We start from the raw sequence: 14,754 nt of genomic DNA, 5'->3' as shown, positions 1-14,754 counted from the left end.
CGCGTGTCGAGACGCGAGGCGGAATGATGTCCGGACTGTCCAGCTGGATCACCCGACGTGCCGAGCGGACCCCCGCGGCACTGGCCCTGATCGACTCCGGCGACGGCAGCGAGATCACCTACGCGGAGCTGGCCGCGCGGAGTGCCCGGCGGGCCGCCGCGCTCCGGGCCCGCGGGGTGCGCCGCGGCGACCGGGTGATGATCATCAGCCTGAACTCGGTGGCCCAGCTGGAGACGATCTTCGCGGTCGCGCGCCTGGGAGCGATCACCGTGCCGGTCAACTTCCGGCTGAGCCCGGCGGAGATCGGCTACCTGATCTCCGACGCGGCACCCGCCCTGCTCCTGCACGACGACATGTTCGCCGAACTCGCCGCCGATTCCGCCGACGCCGCCGCGGCGTCGTCACCGGCGGTCGAGGTCGCACATCTGGACGCGCTGGACGGGCCCGAGGAGGTCTTCGCCGACGAGGAACCGGTGGGGCCCGACGACGTCGCCATGATCATGTACACCTCGGGCACCACCGGCAAGCCCAAGGGCGCCATGCTCACGCACGGCGATTTCGAGTGGAACGCCATCAACATGATCACCGCGGGTGAGGGCGTCACCCCGAAGGACCGATCGCTGGCCGTCGCCCCGAATTTCCACATCGGCGGACTCGGGCTGTTCGTGCTCTCGCTGCTGTACGCCGGTGGCACCGTCGTGGTCGCGCCGGCGTTCGATCCGGGCCAGACCCTTCGGCTCCTCGCCGAGTACCGGGTGACGGTGCATTTCATGGTTCCGGCCATGTGGGCGGCGATGGCCAAGGTCCCCGATTTCGGCGACTACGACCTGTCCGCCCTCCGCTGCCTGCTGTGCGGCGGTGCGCCCTGCCCTCTCCCGGTCATCGACTTCTATCAGAGCCGGGGCCTGACCTTCATGGAGGGCTTCGGCATGACCGAACTCGCCCCGACGGCGACGGTCCTGGAATCCCGGTACGTCCGCAGTCACGCCGGATCCGTCGGGCGGCCCGTGCTGCACGTCGACATCCGGATCGTCGACGACGCCGACCACGACGTGCCCGTCGGCGAGGTCGGCGAACTCCTGGTCGCCGGGCCGAACGTCTTCGCCGGCTACTGGGGACTGCCGGCGGTCACCGCCCATGAGAAGCGCGGCGGCTGGTTCCACACCGGCGATCTCGCCCGCCGTGACGCCGACGGCTTCGTCACCCTCGTCGACCGCAAGAAGGACATGATCGTCACCGGCGGCGAGAACGTCTACCCGATCGAGGTGGAGCAGGTGCTGTTCGCGCACGGCGACGTCGACGACGTCGCCGTGATCGGTGTCCCCGACGAGACCTGGGGTGAGGCGGTGACCGCCATCGTCACCCTGCACGAAGGAGCGAGCACCTCCGCCGACGACCTGATCGCCCACTGCCGGGCGCGGATCGCCGCGTTCAAGGCTCCCCGGCGGGTGGAGTTCGTCGACGTCCTCCCGCGCAACGCCACCGGCAAGCTGCTCAAGCGCGCCCTCCGCGAGGAGTTCGGCACCACGGGCTCCGCGGTCAGTCGTTGAGCAGCCCCTTGGCGACGTGGGTCACCTGGATCTCGTTGGAACCGGCGTAGATCATCAGCGACTTCGCGTCGCGGGCCAGCTGTTCGACGCGGTACTCGGCCATGTAGCCGTTGCCGCCGAACAGCTGCACCGCCTCCATCGCCACCTCGGTGGCGGCGCGCGAGGAGTACAGCTTCATCGCCGACGCCTGCGCGAGCGTCGGCGGCTTCCCCGCTCCGGACGCCTCGATCGCGGTGAACAGCATGTTCTGCACGTTCATCCGGGCGATCTCCATCTCGGCGAGTTTGAGCTGGATCAGCTGGAACCTGCCGATCTCGCTCCCCCACAGCGTGCGGCTCCGCGCGTAGTCCACGCACAGTCGCAGACACTCGTTGATGATGCCCAGACTGAGCGCCGCGATTCCGATGCGTTCGGCGGTGAAGCCCGCCTTCGCGCCCTCACCGCCGCGGCGATCCGCGCCGGTGTCCTCGGTCTCGCCGAGCAGCCGGTCCCTGGACACGCGGACGTCGTCGAAGAACAGTTCCCCGGTGGGCGAGCTCATCATGCCCATCTTCTTGAAGGGCGGACCCTGGGTCAGCCCGTCCATGCCGCTGTCCAGCACGAAGGTCAGCACCTTGCGCTCACGTATCGGAGTGCCGTCACCCTCGTCGAGCTTGGCGAAGACGACCAGGGTGTCGGCGTACGGCCCGTTGGTGATGAAGGTCTTGTTGCCGTTCAGGATGTAGTCGTCGCCGTCACGCCGCACCGTGGTCTTCATGCCACCGAGCGCATCCGAACCGCTGTCCGGCTCGGTGATCGCCCACGCGCCGACCTTCTCCATCGTGACCAGACCCGGCAGCCAGCGCCGCTTCTGCGCGAGGGTGCCGCGGCTGCGGATGGTCGAGACCGTCAACCCCATCGACACCCCCAGCGAGGCGATCAAGCCGAGACTGACCCCGGCCATCTCCATGTTCAGGATCAGGAACATCGTGTTCGCCAGCGACGTCGAACCGCCCGCTTTCCGCTGCTCCCCAGCCTCCTCGGCGGCCAGTTCCTTCTGCAGGCTCTCCGCCGCGAGCGCGTCCATCCCGAACGCGGCGAGCATCTTCCGGGTGATGTCGTACGGCGGCAGCGTCCCCGATTCCAGCTCGTCGACGTGCGGCCGGACCTCCTTGTCGATGAACCCGCGCACCGCGTCGCGCACCATAAGGTCTTCGTCGGACCACTCGAACAAGGCCGGCCTCCCAGAGTTAGAACACGTTTCAGTTTCCCGTCGAGACTAGCGTGAACGTCGTGACCGCGACAACGACGCTCGAATCGGGCCGCATCCATCCGCCCGACAGTCTGGCGCCCGACTACCTCGACTCGATCACCGACGTCGGCGACGAGGCCGGGCTGCCGGCGAATCCCGCGGGGCCGGAACGGATCTGGTCGGCCGCCCGGCACTGGTATCAGGCGGGCGTGCAGCCCGGCATCTCGGTGTGCGTGCGGGTGGACGGCGAGGTGGTCCTCGACCGGGCGATCGGTCACGCGACCGGCAACGGACCGGACGACGCCGCGCGACGCGCCGACGGCGAGACCGTCCTCACCACACCGCTCACCACCGGCACTCCCGTCTGCGTGTTCTCCGCCGCCAAGGCGATGGCCGCGACCGTCGTGCACATGCTCGCCGAGCGCGGCGAACTACGTCTGTCCGACCGGGTCTACGACCTCCTGCCCGGCTACCGCGCCCACGGCAAGGGACGCACGACGATCGACCACGTCCTCACCCACCGCGCCGGCGTGCCGATCCCCACCGGGCCGCGTCCGGATCTGCGCCGCAGTGAGGACAGCGCCTACACCCGCGAGATGCTGGCCCGGCTGCGGCCGGTGTATCCGCCGGGCGCCGTGCACGTCTATCACGCGTTGACCTGGGGACCGCTGGTCCGCGAGATCGTCGCGGCCGCCACCGGCCGCGGCATCCGGGACATCCTGGCCGACGAGATCCTCGACCCGCTGGACTTCCGGTGGACCAACTTCGGCGTCCACCGCGGCGACGTCGCCCGGGTGGCCCCGAGCTACGCGACGGGCCCACCCACCTCCGGACTGGCCGACGCGGTGTTCACCAAGGTGGTCGGCGGCTCGCTGGCGAAGACCGTCGAGCGCGCCAACCGGCCGGAGTTCCTGACCGGCGTGGTGCCGTCGTCGAACACCGTCTCCACCGCGCACGAACTGTCCCGGTTCGCCGAGTTGCTGCGCCGCGGCGGCGAGCTGGACGGCCACCGGGTGCTCTGGCCGTCGACCCTGCGCGCGGCCACCCGGCAGCGACGACGACTGCGCCCCGACGTCGCGACCGGCGGCGTCCCGCTGCGCTGGGGTACCGGCTACATGCTCGGGTCCACCCGGTTCGGGCCGTTCGGCCGCGACGCCCCCGCCGCGTTCGGGCACACCGGTCTCACGCAGATCGCGATGTGGGCCGACCCGCAGCGGAGGCTGGCGGCCGCGGTCGTGTCCACCGGCAAGCCCGGCGACCACCCGGAGTCCGGCCGGTACGGCGAACTGCTCGACGCGATCAGCCGGGAGATCCCCCGCGGGTAGAGTCCGGCCATGGGCAGAACCGACCGCGCCAGCCTCCTCGTCCACGCCGATCGCGCCGCGATCTTCGACGCGCTGACCAGCGAGACCGCACTGTCCGGGTGGCTGCCGCCGCGGGGCATGAGCGGACGTTTCGAGCACTTCGACATGCGGACGGGCGGGTCGTACCGGCTCGTCCTCACCTACGACGACGCCCGCGGCGCCCCCGGCAAGACGGCCGCGGACTCCGACGTGTCCGACGTGCGCATCACCGGCGTCGTGCCCGGCGAGCGCGTGACCCAGGAGGTCGACTTCGTCTCCGCCGACCCGGCCTTCGCCGGCACCATGCGGATGGACTGGACGCTGTACCCCGACGAGGACGGGACGCTGGTCGAGTTCACCGCACGGGACGTCCCGCGCGGGATCAGTGCCCGCGACCACGCCGCGGGCCTCACCTCGTCGCTGGCGAACCTCGCGGCGTATCTCGAACCGGAGGAATGACTACCGCACCCGCGTCACCGCGAGCCACGACCCAGGCCGTCCACCGAGTGCGTCGACGCCGGCCGGACGTCGGCGGCGAAGAACACGTCCGGACCGCCGCACAGCAGCGCTTGCGCGACCGGGGCCGCCACCACGAGAACCGTTTCCGGTTCGAGGCCGGCCACGTGATCGCGGATCCGTTCGACGAAGACGCGCACGGACTCCCCACCGTGCGGAACCGCGTCGGGATCGGCGAACCACACCCCCAGCTCGCCGGGCGGGATCTCCTCCGGAGTCCGGCCCCGCCACGATCCGACGTCGAGCGTCGCGAGGCCGGGGTCGACGTCGTACGACCGGCCCAGCAGCCCGGCGCTCTGCCGCACCGATGCCTCCGGGCCGGCCCGCGTGGCGGACCGGCCCGGAGGTGCGACGATCAGGGCCTCGACGCTCGCGATCCCGCGCGCGTCGAGAGGGTCGTGCTCGCCGCCGAAGCGCACCGACCGATTCGGCGCGGTACGCCCGGCGACGACGACCAGCACGTCAGGCGCCGGCCGGCTCGGCGGCCCGCTCCTGCGTGTCCGCGGGATTGCGCAGCATCCGGCCCAGGATCAGGCAGAAGACCAGCACGAGCACGGACCAGAGGATCACCTGGTTGGCGATCGCGTAGACGCGGAAGTCGGCGACCACCTGACCGGGGAAGCCGGCGCCGAAAATGGTGCCGTCGTGCTCCACCGGGCCCGGGATCTCCTTGAAGGTCGGGAGCAGCGCGGCGGCGATCGTCACCACGATCAGGAATCCGATGCCCGAGAAGATCCCGGAGATCAGACCGCCGAACCGGTCCCACAGCGCGAAGGTGACCCACACGGCGAGGATCATCGCGACCACCGACACCGCGGTGATCGTCAAGTACGACCCGGAGCGGGCACCGATGGTGTCCTCGTCGCCCACCGCGGGCGGGTTCGGGGGGTACACGAAGAACGGCACGCCGATCACCGCGACCCAGCCGAGCACGCCCAGCGCCCCGGCGACCAGGCGCGGGTCGACGCTCGCCCAGCGCCGTCCGACGTACGCCCAGAGGAAGGTGAAGGCCACCGCGAAGAAGGCGCCCATGCAGAGCGCGAAGATCACCGTGCCGATACCGGCTCCGACGTTCTCCTGGATGGTCCGGGTGAAGACCTCGTGCTCGTGGCCGTGCTCGGGGGCACCGCCGAGCGCGACGTTCATCTTCTCCTCGGCGTGCGACCGGTACTCCTCGTAGTCGATCGCCTTCTCGACCTGCGGCTCGATGAAGATGCGGGCGTAGATGAACGTGATGATTCCGGCGATCAGGCCCGAGAGCAGGCCGGCGCCGACGAATTTGCGTTCCATGTTCTGTTGTCCTCGTTCCGCGGTGATCAGTGGCAGGGGAAACCGAGGAAGTGCCGCGAGTCGTGAATGAACTCGTGGACGTGGGTGTCCGAGCCGAAGATCGAGACGGCGCCCTGGTCGTAGCCGAGGAAGTAGTACGCGAGCGCGGCGACCAGGACGGTGGCGGTCAGGAACAGTGCCGCCGACGCGGTGTCGAGATGCGGGACGGCCAGGCTGCGAGCGCGCTGCGCGGCGTTCCCGGCCGAGTGGGTCGATGCGGTCATGAGACAACCTGCTTCCGGGATCGTGCGTCCCGTTGACGTGGGCATCCGCCGGGTGAACGGACGACACCCGCCGCGGCGTTCTGACTCGGGACCTCGATCAGGACCCTCACAGTGGCGCGACCGTTACGGACTTTCACCGCATTTCCCGCGTCGGGTGCAGCGGTCAGCTTATCGCGAACGCACCCGCTCGGTGCACTCGACTGTCGGAGGGCTGCGGTTCAATGGACGCCATGGCCGCCAGGGACACTCCGGCGGGATTCGGTCCCGCGACACGTCGCTGGTTCGACGGCGCGTTCGGTGCGCCGACCCCGGCGCAGGAGCGAGCCTGGTCCGCCATCAGCCGGGGCGAGAACACGCTGGTGATCGCGCCGACCGGATCGGGTAAGACCCTCGCCGCGTTCCTGTGGGCCATCGACCGCCTCACCGCCGGGCCCCCACCTTCTCCCTTCGACGGGGAGGGTCCTGAGCTCGCGTGGCGGAGCTTGCGACGACACGCGGTCGATGGGCAGGGGCCTGGAGGCGTCCGCGTCCTCTACGTCTCGCCGCTGAAAGCCCTCGCGGTCGACGTCGAACGGAATCTGTCGGCGCCGCTGGTCGGGATCGGTCACGCGGCGGCCGAGCTGGGGTTGCCGGCGCCGACGATCAGCGTCGGGGTCCGCTCCGGCGACACCCCGGCCGCGGCCCGCCGCGCCCTCGTCGCCGATCCGCCGGACATCCTCATCACCACACCCGAGTCGCTGTATCTGATGCTGACCTCGGCGGCCCGTGAGACGCTCCGGACCGTCGAGACGGTGATCGTCGACGAGATCCACGCCCTCGCGCCCACCAAACGCGGCAGCCATCTCGCCCTCTCCCTGGAACGGCTCGACGAACTCACCGGCCGGCCCGCTCAGCGCATCGGCCTGTCCGCGACGGTGCGCCCACCCGAGACCGTCGCCCGGTTCCTGGCCGGCGCCGCCGAGTGCACCATCGTGCGCCCGCCCGCGGCGAAGACCTTCGATCTGAGCGTCGACGTGCCCGTCGAGGACATGACGAACGTCCCCGCGCCGGCCGCCGAGAACGACGAACTCGACGACGCCTTCTCCCCGACCGCCGGTTCCCTGTGGCCGTTCGTGGAATCGTCGATCGTCGACCTGATCGAGGCCAACCGCTCGACCATCGTCTTCGCCAACTCCCGGCGTCTCGCCGAACGACTCACCGCGCGCCTCAACGAGATCGCCGCCGAGCGCGCCGGGATCGACGTCGACGCCCTGGCCCGCAATCCCGCGGTCCCGGGCGGCAAGCCGTCGTCGATCAGCACCCTGGACGTGGCCGGAGCCCCGCCGATCCTGGCCCGCGCCCATCACGGGTCGGTGAGCAAGGAGCAGCGCGCCGACATCGAGGACGCCCTCAAGTCCGGTCGCCTGCGCTGCGTGGTCGCCACCAGTTCCCTGGAGCTGGGCATCGACATGGGCGCGGTGGACCTGGTGATCCAGGTGGAGACCCCACCGTCGGTGGCCTCGGGCCTGCAGCGGATCGGCCGGGCCGGGCACCAGGTCGGCGAGATCAGCCAGGGTGTGGTCTTCCCGAAGCATCGGATGGACCTCATCGGCTGTTGCGTCACCGTGTCGCGGATGCGCAAAGGCGAGATCGAGCAACTGACCGTCCCGCGGAATCCGCTCGACATCCTGGCCCAGCAGACCGTGGCCGCCACCGCCGTCGACGACGTGAACGTGGACGACTGGTACGACGTGGTGCGCCGCGCCGCGCCGTACCGGGACCTCACGCGCGATGTCTACGACGCGGCGATCGACCTGATCTCCGGCCGCTACCCGTCCGACGAGTTCGCCGGCCTGGCGGCCCGCGTCGACTACGACCGGGCCACCGGGACCCTCACCGCGCGGCGCGGCACCCTGCGGGTCGCGGTCACCTCGGGCGGCACCATCCCGGACCGCGGCATGTTCGGAGTGTTCCTCGCCGGGGACGAATCCGGAGGTGCCCGCCGCGTCGGCGAACTCGACGAGGAGATGGTCTACGAATCGCGCGTCGGCGACGTCTTCGCGCTGGGCGCGAGCAGCTGGCGCATCGTCGAGATCACCCACGACCGCGTGCTGGTGATCCCGGCCCCGGGCCAGCCGGGCCGGCTGCCGTTCTGGATCGGCGACGCCGTCGGGCGGCCCGCCGAGCTGGGCGCGGCGATCGGCCGGTTCGTCGGTACCGTCGGCGACCCGGCGAAACTCGACGAGTCCGCGCGGGAGATCGGCCTGTCCGACTACGCGCGCGGTAATCTCGCGGCGCTGATCGCCGACCAGCGCGAGGCGACCGGCACGCTGCCGACCGACCGGACGCTGGTGGTCGAGCGCTTCCGCGACGAGCTCGGCGACTGGCGGCTGATCCTGCACTCCCCCTACGGACTCCGCGTGCACGCACCGTGGGCGAGTGCGATCGCCGCGCAGCTCGACCAGCGTCTCGGCCTCGACGGGGTCACCACCGCCACCGACGACGGCATCATCGTCCGCCTGCCCGATACCGACGACGCGCCGCCCGGCGCGGAGGTGTTCGACGTCGCGCCCGACGAGATCGACGATCTGGCGACCCGCGCGCTGGCCGACTCCTCGCTGTTCGCCGCGCGTTTCCGGGAGTGCGCCGCCCGTGCGCTGCTGCTGCCGCGGCGGGATCCGGGCAAGCGCGCCCCGCTGTGGCAGCAGCGCCAGCGCGCCGCGCAGCTACTGTCCGTGGCCGCGCGCTTCCCGGAGTTCCCGATCATCCTGGAGACCGCGCGCGAGTGCCTGGAGGACGTGTACGACCTGCCGGCCCTCACCGAGGTGCTCACCAGGATCGCCGCGCGCCGGATCCGGATCGTCGAGGTGGAGACCGCCACCCCGTCACCGTTCGCCGCCTCGATGCTGCTCGGCTACGCCGGGAACTTCATGTACGACGACGACGCACCCCTCGCCGAACGCCGCGCCGCCGCCCTCACCCTCGACACCGCCCTGCTCGCGCAGCTGCTCGGCCGGGTGGACCTGCGCGAGCTGCTCGACCCGGTGGTGCTCGCCGACACCGTCGCCCGCCTGCAGCGCACCGCGCCCGAGCGGCGGGCGCGGGACGGGCAGGACGTCGCCGACCTGCTGCGCTGGCTCGGCCCGCTCACCCGCGACCAGATCGCCGAGCGGTACGACGGCGCCGAGGATCTGGACGCCGTGCTCGCCGGACAGCTCGACGCCGGCCGGGTGGTGACGGTGACGATGTCGGGCACCGCGCACCTGGCCGCCATCGACGACGTCGCCCTCCTGCGCGACGGACTGGGCATCCCGCCACCGCTCGGTGTCCCGGCGGCCTATCTGACCGGCCCGAACGATCCGGTCGGCGACCTCATCCACCGCTACGCGCGCACCCACGGCCCGTTCACCGCCGCCGATGCCGCGGCCGATCTCGGCATGGGCGTCGCGGTGGTGCGCGACACGCTCACCAGACTGGCCGGACGGCGGACGGTGATCGAGGGCGAATTCGTCGTCCGCGAACCACCGGAGCGCAGCCAGTGGTGCCACGCCGACGTCCTCGGCCAGTTGCGGCGCGGATCCCTCGCCGCCGGACGCGCCGAGGTGGAGCCGGTGGACCACGCCACCTACGCCCGCTTCCTCCTGGACTGGCAGCACGTCACGACGCCGCTCTCCGGCGCGCACGGCCTCCTGTCGGTGATCCAGCAGCTCGCCGGCCAGCCGCTCCCGGCATCCGCCTGGGAATCTCTCGTGCTGCCGTCCCGCATCTCCGACTACCGGCCGGCGTTGCTCGACGAACTGCTCGCCGGCGGCGAGGTGGTCTGGTCCGGCCACGGCCGGATCGGCGCGGCCGACGGCTGGATCGCCCTGCATCCGGCGCAGGACGCCCCGCTGACCCTGCGCCCGGCCGACGACCTCGACGCCGACGAGGTGCACACCGCGATCCTCGACCGGCTCGACGGCGGCGCCCTCCGGTACACGAGCCTGGCGGGTGCCCTGGACGACGCCGGCCTCGCGATCGGCGACGATCCGCGACGGCACGCCGCACTGTGGGATCTGGTGTGGACCGGACGCATCGCGAACGACTCCTTCGCCCCGGTACGCGCCCTGCTCACCCCCGGTCGCTCCCGGGCCGGCGCGACGGGCGGCACCCCGGCGCACCGGGTCCGCGGCGGCCGGGCCCCGCGCCTGCGCGCCGGGCGGCTGTCGTCCCGGTATCTCGCCGGGACCGACGCGGCGCCCGTGCCCCCGCTCCTCGGCGGCCGCTGGGTGCGGCTCGACCGCGCCGAGATCGATCCGACGACCGCCGCCGCGGCCGCCTGCGAGATTCTGCTCGACCGGTACGGGGTGGTCACCAAGGGCGCCGTCGTCGCCGAGGAGGTGCCCGGCGGATTCGCGCGGATCTACAAGGCGCTCAGTGTGTTCGAGGACTCCGGACAGGCCCGGCGCGGCTACTTCGTCGACGGTCTGGGCGGCGCGCAGTTCGCGGCGGGCACCACCGTCGACACCCTGCGCGACGCCGCCCCGATCCCGCGCGAGGAATCACTGCGGGCGGTCGTACTGGCCGCGACCGACCCGGCCGATCCCTACGGCGCCGCCCTGGGCTGGCCCGCCTCGGCGCGCCCCGAGTCGGGGCACCGGCCCGGCCGCAAGCCGGGCGCCCTCGTCGTGCTGGTCGACGGTGAGGCGACGCTCTTCGTCGAGCGCGGCGGCAAACGGATCCTCACCTTCACCGACCAGACCGACCGTCTGGAAGCCGCCGCCGCGGCGCTCACCGACGCGGTCCGCCGCGGCCGGGTACCCCGCATTCACATCGATCAGGTCGACGGCGACGCCGCGGCGCGCACCGGCCTCGGCGCGATCCTCGCCGAGCAGGGCTTCGCGTCGACCCCGAAGGGACTCCGGATGAACTACGACCCCCGTCATGCCTGAGGGCGACACCGTCTTCCTCGCCGCCCACCGCCTCCACACGGCGCTGGCCGGAAAGACCCTGTCCCGCACCGATTTCCGCGTCCCGCGGCTGGCCACCGCGGACCTGTCCGGCGCCCGGATCGACCGCGTCCGCGCCGTCGGCAAACACCTCTTCATCGACACCGGAACCACATCCATCCATTCCCACCTGATGATGGACGGCGCCTGGCACGTCTACCGCGCCGGCGAGAAGTGGCGCCGCTCCGGCTTCACGGCGCGCGTGGTCCTGCGGACCGGCGACGGCACCGAGGCCGTCGGCTTCGACCTGGGCATTCTGGAACTGACCGGCGATCCGGCGGCGACCGTCGCGCACCTCGGCCCCGATCTGCTCGGGGAGAACTGGGATCCGGCGACGGCCGTGGCCAACCTCGCGGCGCGGCCGGACCGGACACTCGGCCTGGCCCTCCTCGACCAGCGGAATCTGGCCGGGATCGGCAACATCTACCGCAGCGAACTCTGCTTCCTCGCCGGGCTGCACCCCGCGCGGCCCGTCGCCGAGGCCGATCTCGACGCCGTCGTCGCCGACGCCCACCGGCTGCTGACGGCGAATGCCCGCCGCGCCGTGCGCTCCACGACGGGCGACCATCGCCGCGGGCGGGAACTGTGGGTCTACGGCCGGGAGCGCCGTCCCTGCCGCCGTTGCGGCACCCCGATCCGGCGCGGCACACTGGCACGTGACGACCGCGCAAACGAGCGGGCGATCTACTCGTGCGCCCGATGCCAACCGTAGGCGACGGCACCGACTTGGTATCGGCCACCTCCGGCGAAGCCGGCGTCCCATGCCACCCGGCACGGGACGCCCGCCCCCGCAAGGCTCACAAGCCGCTGCCGTGAACTTCCTGCGTCGCAACCTCGGCCCACGGGATCACTCGTCGAACACCGCCTGCACCACCTTGATCGCCGACAGTGCCGCCGGCGCCCCGCAGTAGCCCGCGCTATGCACGATCGCCTCCACGATCTCAGCGCGGGTCAACCCGTTGGCAAGCGCTCCGCGGACGTGCCCGCCGAGTTCCTCATGTGCCCGCAAGGCGGTCAGGATACCCAGATTCAGCAGGCTCCGGCTGCGCCGGTCCAGACCCGGGCGAGTCCAGATCGCACCCCACACATGCTCGGTCACCAACCGCTGCAGTTCCTCCGATTCGGTGCCCGCGGTCCGGTTCAGCGCACGGTCGACGAAATCGTCGCCCATCACCGCGCGCCGAACCGCGAACCCGGCCTCGACGGCTTCCGGGTCACCCATCGCCGCGCGCCGGGAGGCGGGTGGGCCCGCGTCTACCGGCCCCGGAGAGGAAAGCGGCGGCCTGGGGGCACCCGACACGGCACGCCGCGGCCGTCATCGAACTTCCCTCGTTGCCAGGGCCACCGTCACCGGGGCGTCGGTCTTGGCAACGACCTCGGCCGCCTCCACTCCCGGAGCGAGTTCGACCAGTCGCAACCCTTCACCGGTCACGTCGAGCACGCCCAGATCGGTGATGATCCGGTCCACCACCCGCCGGCCGGTCAGCGGTAGCGTGGTGGACCGCAGGATCTTCGGGGAACCGTCCCGCGCCACGTGCTCCATGACGACGATCACCTTCCGCGCACCGTGCACCAGATCCATGGCACCGCCCATGCCTTTGACCAGCTTGCCCGGAACGACCCAGTTGCTCAGATCCCCGTGCTCGCTGACCTGCATGGCACCCAGTACCGCGATGTCGATGCGGCCCGACCGGATCATGGCGAAGCTGGCGGCGGAGTCGAAAAAGCTCGCCCCCTTCAGGACGGTCACCGTCTCCTTGCCCGCGTTGATCAGGTCCGCATCTTCCTCACCGTCGAACGGGTATGGGCCCAACCCCAGAATGCCGTTCTCGGACTGCAGGACGATGTGCATGTCATCGGGTACACAACCGGGCACCAGTGTGGGGAGCCCGATCCCGAGATTGACGTAGTCACCGTCGTGCAATTCGGCGGCCGCCCGCGTGGCCATCTCTTCTCGTGTCCAGCCCATCACACGGCCGCCTCTCGCATACGCGGACGTACCGTCCGCCGTTCGATCCCCTTGTCCGACGCGTCCTCGCGGGACAGCGGCAGAACGGCGTTGACGTACACCCCGGAAAGGTGGATCTGGTCGGGGTCGAGGACACCGGGTTCGACGACCTCCTCCACCTCGGCGATGGTGACCGCCGCCGCCATCGCACACAGCGGGTTGAAGTTGCGCGCGGCCTTGCGGAACAGCAGGTTCCCGTGCCGGTCCCCCTTCCACGCCCGAATGAGCGCAACGTCCGGGTAAATGGCGTGTTCGAGCACGAAGTCACGCGGCTGACCGCGCCACTGGAACTGCTCAACGCGCTTGGCCTCCGACGACAGCGCCACCGTGCCATCCGGACCGTACCGAATCGGCAGCCCTCCGTCCGCGACGACGGTACCCACCCCACTCTGGGTGAAGAACGCGGCGATGCCGGCACCGCCGGCCCGGAGCCGCTCGGCGAGGGTGCCCTGCGGGTTCAGCTCGATCTCGATCTCACCGGCCAAGTACTGCCGTTCGAGCTCCTTGTTCTCGCCGACATACGACGCGATCAGGCGGCGAATCTGACGGTTCTCCAGAAGCAGTGAATTGCCGACGCCCTCGATCCCGCAATTGTTGGAGACCACCGTGAGATCCGGGGTCCCTTGATCGGCGAGGGCGGCGAGCAGGATTGACGGGATCCCGCACACTCCGAATCCCCCCGTCGCGACGGTCATCGACTCCTCGACCACCGCCACCGCATCTGCGGCATTGTCTACTGACTTGTCCATGTGTCCTTCCTTCAGACCATCTGCTTGAGCTTGTCGAGCACGGTCTCGGGATTGGCCTCGGCCGGGATCGTCGTGAGCACGACGTCGCCTTCGGGCATCTCCGCACCGTCACACCAGAAGCCGGCCGACAGCACACCGACGGTGACCCCGGTCCCGACCTCGACCCGGTCGGGATGGCGCAACAGCACCGACCAGTCGAAGTGCGCGGCGATGTTGGTGATGGCCGTGTACTCGGAAAGGGACTCCACCAGTCCCTCAGGCGCGCCGGCGGCATCGAGAACGACGGCGTCCACCGGCAGAGCACCGAGCTGTCCGAGCCATTCGGCGATGTACATCGACGCACCGTCGGCATCGTCGGCGTCGATCTCGTCGGGGGACGTGCCCGCCACCTCGTGCGCCCATGCCAGCCAGGCGGCGGGTGAAGGCACCCGCAGTACGAGATTCCGGCGGGTGGTCTGCGCGACCGTGCCTGCCGCCAGAACGAACTCTTCCACCAGATCGGGTGCCCCGAGAAGAGCACGCAGGGCGTAGCCGGTGCGTGAGCGCTCGGCCATACCGGCGACGAGCTCACGGCGGATCTGGAGGTGGGCACGCTGCCAGCGCTGGACGTCGATCCAGGTGGCATCGGCATTCAGCAGAGAGTGGACCTGCCCGAAATGCCCGGCGAGGGCGGCGACGTCGGTCCACGGCGGGGTGGAGCCCTGCCGGATCACCGCGGTCGCGTAGTCGGTGTCGTCGATGATGAGGGGGCGACCGCGGCCGGTCGGGGGTGCGGCCGCGAGCGAAGTGAGACTCATGAGTGTGTCCTTGGCTGGCAGAAACGGATGTCGGGCGGAC

General features: G+C 71.0%; 13 protein-coding genes. 5 read left to right on the top strand and 8 right to left on the bottom strand.

Annotated features, from left to right (window positions below; genetic code table 11):
• The first annotated feature begins 23 nt into the window (after positions 1-23).
• Entirely contained in the window at positions 24-1,550 is a 1,527-nt protein-coding gene (locus tag ACSEEN_RS02210) for an acyl-CoA synthetase (protein WP_440712183.1), read from the top strand.
• On the opposite strand, the gene ACSEEN_RS02205 is transcribed toward ACSEEN_RS02210, so the two are convergent.
• Positions 1,540-2,763, bottom strand: a complete 1,224-nt coding sequence (locus tag ACSEEN_RS02205; protein WP_298441702.1) for an acyl-CoA dehydrogenase family protein — start codon at positions 2,761-2,763, stop codon at positions 1,540-1,542. The genes ACSEEN_RS02210 and ACSEEN_RS02205 overlap by 11 nt on opposite strands.
• Positions 2,764-2,822: 59 nt before the next feature.
• Here ACSEEN_RS02205 and ACSEEN_RS02200 point away from each other — a divergent pair, with 59 nt between their 5' ends.
• The gene (locus ACSEEN_RS02200; RefSeq protein ID WP_440712182.1) at positions 2,823-4,106 is read left to right on the top strand and encodes a serine hydrolase; all 1,284 of its coding nucleotides are present in this window, start codon (positions 2,823-2,825) and stop codon (positions 4,104-4,106) included.
• Between the two features lie 9 nt (positions 4,107-4,115).
• Positions 4,116-4,583 carry an SRPBCC domain-containing protein gene (locus ACSEEN_RS02195; RefSeq protein ID WP_440712181.1) on the top strand — a complete coding sequence of 156 codons (468 nt, stop codon included), beginning with the start codon at positions 4,116-4,118 and terminating at the stop codon, positions 4,581-4,583.
• A 14-nt stretch (positions 4,584-4,597) separates the two neighbouring features.
• Here ACSEEN_RS02195 and ACSEEN_RS02190 read toward each other — a convergent pair whose 3' ends face one another.
• The 3 genes from ACSEEN_RS02190 to ACSEEN_RS02180 are packed head-to-tail and all read right to left on the bottom strand — an operon-like array spanning position 4,598 to position 6,193.
• Positions 4,598-5,101: a histidine phosphatase family protein gene (locus tag ACSEEN_RS02190; RefSeq protein WP_440712180.1), complete on the bottom strand. Its 504-nt coding sequence runs from the start codon at positions 5,099-5,101 to the stop codon at positions 4,598-4,600.
• A gap of 1 nt (position 5,102) precedes the next feature.
• Positions 5,103-5,930 carry a CbtA family protein gene (locus tag ACSEEN_RS02185; protein ID WP_440712179.1) on the bottom strand — a complete coding sequence of 276 codons (828 nt, stop codon included), beginning with the start codon at positions 5,928-5,930 and terminating at the stop codon, positions 5,103-5,105.
• A 26-nt stretch (positions 5,931-5,956) separates the two neighbouring features.
• Complete coding sequence (locus ACSEEN_RS02180) at positions 5,957-6,193, bottom strand: CbtB domain-containing protein (protein WP_440712178.1); 237 nt, start codon at positions 6,191-6,193, stop codon at positions 5,957-5,959.
• A gap of 230 nt (positions 6,194-6,423) precedes the next feature.
• Here ACSEEN_RS02180 and ACSEEN_RS02175 point away from each other — a divergent pair, with 230 nt between their 5' ends.
• Positions 6,424-11,103: an ATP-dependent helicase gene (locus ACSEEN_RS02175; protein WP_440712177.1), complete on the top strand. Its 4,680-nt coding sequence runs from the start codon at positions 6,424-6,426 to the stop codon at positions 11,101-11,103.
• Positions 11,096-11,872 (top strand): DNA-formamidopyrimidine glycosylase family protein, encoded by a 777-nt coding sequence (locus ACSEEN_RS02170; protein ID WP_440712176.1) that lies wholly within the window; start codon positions 11,096-11,098, stop codon positions 11,870-11,872. The genes ACSEEN_RS02175 and ACSEEN_RS02170 overlap by 8 nt, the downstream gene beginning before the upstream one ends.
• A gap of 135 nt (positions 11,873-12,007) precedes the next feature.
• Here the strand turns inward: ACSEEN_RS02170 and ACSEEN_RS02165 are convergent, their stop codons facing one another.
• The 4 genes from ACSEEN_RS02165 to ACSEEN_RS02150 form a co-directional block, all read right to left on the bottom strand.
• On the bottom strand, positions 12,008-12,382 hold the full coding sequence (locus tag ACSEEN_RS02165; RefSeq protein ID WP_440712175.1) for a carboxymuconolactone decarboxylase family protein: 375 nt from the start codon (positions 12,380-12,382) through the stop codon (positions 12,008-12,010).
• Positions 12,383-12,475: 93 nt separating this feature from the next.
• Positions 12,476-13,129 carry a 3-oxoacid CoA-transferase subunit B gene (locus ACSEEN_RS02160; protein WP_440712174.1) on the bottom strand — a complete coding sequence of 218 codons (654 nt, stop codon included), beginning with the start codon at positions 13,127-13,129 and terminating at the stop codon, positions 12,476-12,478.
• On the bottom strand, positions 13,129-13,917 hold the full coding sequence (locus ACSEEN_RS02155) for a CoA transferase subunit A (protein WP_440712173.1): 789 nt from the start codon (positions 13,915-13,917) through the stop codon (positions 13,129-13,131). The genes ACSEEN_RS02160 and ACSEEN_RS02155 overlap by 1 nt, the downstream gene beginning before the upstream one ends.
• Before the next feature lie 11 nt (positions 13,918-13,928).
• Positions 13,929-14,714, bottom strand: coding sequence for a hypothetical protein (locus ACSEEN_RS02150; RefSeq protein WP_440712172.1), 786 nt, complete (start codon positions 14,712-14,714; stop codon positions 13,929-13,931).
• Positions 14,715-14,754: the final 40 nt, after the last annotated feature.

The sequence above is a fragment of the Gordonia marina genome (genome assembly GCF_052036135.1).
In the GTDB taxonomy this organism is placed as follows: domain Bacteria; phylum Actinomycetota; class Actinomycetes; order Mycobacteriales; family Mycobacteriaceae; genus Gordonia.
Note: the sequence above shows the minus strand (reverse complement) of the source record. Positions and strands in the feature narration are given on the sequence as shown.

Excerpts from the sequence above, each read along its gene's own strand:
- ACSEEN_RS02210 (WP_440712183.1), top strand. The coding sequence starts at position 24 with ATGATGTCCGGACTGTCCAGCTGGATCACCCGACGTGCCGAGCGGACC.
- ACSEEN_RS02195 (WP_440712181.1), top strand. The coding sequence starts at position 4,116 with ATGGGCAGAACCGACCGCGCCAGCCTCCTCGTCCACGCCGATCGCGCC.
- ACSEEN_RS02185 (WP_440712179.1), bottom strand. The coding sequence starts at position 5,930 with ATGGAACGCAAATTCGTCGGCGCCGGCCTGCTCTCGGGCCTGATCGCC.
- ACSEEN_RS02180 (WP_440712178.1), bottom strand. The coding sequence starts at position 6,193 with ATGACCGCATCGACCCACTCGGCCGGGAACGCCGCGCAGCGCGCTCGC.
- ACSEEN_RS02175 (WP_440712177.1), top strand. The coding sequence starts at position 6,424 with ATGGCCGCCAGGGACACTCCGGCGGGATTCGGTCCCGCGACACGTCGC.
- ACSEEN_RS02170 (WP_440712176.1), top strand. The coding sequence starts at position 11,096 with ATGCCTGAGGGCGACACCGTCTTCCTCGCCGCCCACCGCCTCCACACG.
- ACSEEN_RS02165 (WP_440712175.1), bottom strand. The coding sequence starts at position 12,382 with ATGGGTGACCCGGAAGCCGTCGAGGCCGGGTTCGCGGTTCGGCGCGCG.
- ACSEEN_RS02160 (WP_440712174.1), bottom strand. The coding sequence starts at position 13,129 with ATGGGCTGGACACGAGAAGAGATGGCCACGCGGGCGGCCGCCGAATTG.
- ACSEEN_RS02155 (WP_440712173.1), bottom strand. The coding sequence starts at position 13,917 with ATGGACAAGTCAGTAGACAATGCCGCAGATGCGGTGGCGGTGGTCGAG.
- ACSEEN_RS02150 (WP_440712172.1), bottom strand. The coding sequence starts at position 14,714 with ATGAGTCTCACTTCGCTCGCGGCCGCACCCCCGACCGGCCGCGGTCGC.